Annotated in this window: 1 protein-coding gene and 1 other annotated feature; the gene reads left to right on the top strand. The window is 60.3% G+C overall.

Going from position 1 to position 1,312, the window contains the following annotated elements:
• Nucleotides 1–50: 50 nt before the first annotated feature.
• Nucleotides 51–1,273 (top strand): IS3-like element ISPst4 family transposase gene (locus G7020_RS23755; RefSeq protein WP_181087219.1). Its coding sequence is split into 2 segments (ribosomal slippage): nucleotides 51–336 and nucleotides 336–1,273, totalling 1,224 coding nucleotides; the frame shifts between segments, so codons are not numbered across the junction.
• Nucleotides 329–445 (top strand) — a sequence feature (AL1L pseudoknot). (Overlaps the previous gene by 117 nt.)
• Nucleotides 1,274–1,312: the final 39 nt, after the last annotated feature.

A 1,312-nucleotide genomic window follows, 5' to 3' on the forward strand; every position in this document is an offset into this window, starting at 1 on the left:
TGAATCACCCCGGGTTTCGTGGAGGCCTCAACTCTTGAGAAGATGAGGCCATGAGAAAGACTACTACCTACTCCCCTGAAGTCCGTGAGCGTGCTGTGCGCATGGTTCTGGAACACCTGAACGACTATCCGTCCGAGTGGGCAGCCATTGAGGCCATCGCTCCGAAGATTGGCTGTGCCGCGCAAACCCTGCATGGCTGGATTCGTCGCCAGCAGACTGATGCCGGTCAGCGTCCTGGGCCGACCACCGAAGAGCGCGAACGCATCAAAGCCCTGGAGCGTGAGAACCGTGAGTTGCGCAAAGCCAACGAGATTCTGCGCCTGGCCAGTGCGTATTTTGCCCAGGCGGAGCTCGACCGCCGCACCAAGTCCTGAGGGCGTTTGTCGATCAGCATCGTGACCGTCTCGGGGTCGAGTCGATCTGCCGTGTCTTGCAGATCGCCCCGTCCGGTTACCGCCGGCACGCGGCGCAGCAGCGCAACCCGGAACTGCGCTGTTGCCGTGCTCAGCGCGATGACGCATTGACCCTGGAAATCCAGCGAGTGTGGGATGCCAATATGCAGTGCTATGGCGCGGTGAAGGTCTGGAAGCAGCTGCGGCGAGAAGGCATCGAGGTCGCCAGATGCACGGTGGAGCGGTTAATGCGTCGGGCCGGATTGCAGGGCATTAGACGTGGCCAGATCGTGCAGACAACGGTGGCCGGCGACAAGGCCCTTTGCCCGCTGGATCGTGTCCAACGCCAGTTCCATGCCGACCGCCCGAACCAGTTGTGGGTGTCGGACTTCACCTATGTATCGACCTGGCAGGGCTGGCTGTACGTGGCGTTCGTGATCGACGTCTTTGCACGGCGGATCGTCGGCTGGCGAGTCAGTACCAGCATGAAGACAGACTTCGTACTGGATGCCCTAGAGCAAGCCTTGTATGCCCGTCAGCCGCATTGCTCGGGTGGTCTGATCCATCACAGCGACCGTGGAAGCCAGTACGTCTCGATCCGCTATACCGAACGGCTGGCAGAGGCCGGCATTGAGCCTTCGGTTGGCAGCAAGGGAGACAGCTACGACAACGCCTTGGCCGAAACCATCAACGGGTTGTACAAGGCCGAGCTGATTTACCGTCAGTCATGGAAGAGCCGCGAAGCCGTCGAAATGGCGACTTTGAAATGGGTGCACTGGTACAACCACCAACGCCTGCTGAGCTCAATCGGATATATCCCGCCTGCGGAGGCTGAGGCAAACTTCCACCAGCAACAAGCAGGTCAGGCCATGGCGGCCTGACTTAAACGAAACGGCCTCCACAAAACCCGGGGCGATTCA

Source organism: Stutzerimonas stutzeri (assembly GCF_013522825.1).
In the GTDB taxonomy this organism is placed as follows: Bacteria; Pseudomonadota; Gammaproteobacteria; order Pseudomonadales; family Pseudomonadaceae; genus Stutzerimonas; species Stutzerimonas stutzeri_AK.